The organism is Dyadobacter sp. OTU695, from assembly GCF_038440355.1.
Lineage (GTDB): Bacteria > Bacteroidota > Bacteroidia > Cytophagales > Spirosomataceae > Dyadobacter.
Genome location: NZ_JASATN010000087.1, coordinates 1 through 475 on the forward strand (window position 1 = coordinate 1; position 475 = coordinate 475).

The 475-nt window shown below is 49.9% G+C and carries 1 protein-coding gene; it reads right to left on the reverse strand.

Annotated features, from left to right (window positions below):
- Positions 1-475, reverse strand: a 475-nt coding sequence (locus AAHB90_RS32555) for a condensation domain-containing protein (protein ID WP_342089501.1), incomplete at both ends; no start/stop codon positions are given.

The following is a 475-nucleotide window of genomic DNA, read 5'->3' on the forward strand; positions in this document are numbered from 1 at the left end:
ACCCGCGAAGGTAATGGCCTAGCCGGTTACTGGCAGCGTCCAGCTCCCCATAGCTCATGGTTTGCCCTTCGAAAACAAGCGCAACCGATGAGCCATACTGCTTCACCTGACCGGCAAAAAGGTCCAGCACTGTCCGCGAAAGATCGTAATCCCGCTCAGTCTGGTTGAAACCGGTCAACAACTGTTCACGTTCGGCAGCACCCAGCATTTCAAGCTGGCTGACTGGTTGACCAGGTGATACGACAACCGATTCCAATAATCTATGGTAATGACCGAACAATCCTTCGATCGACTTCGACATATATATGTCTGTACAGTATTCTATGCTGACTTTCAATCCAGATGTCCCCTCCGTTACATAGAAAGCTATATCAAAAGTCGATTTGTTATACTCAAAACCTACCGGGGAGAAGCTGATCTGCCCACCCAGGTCCAAAGCCGCGGCGTCGGGCGTATTCTGAAAGACAAACATCAC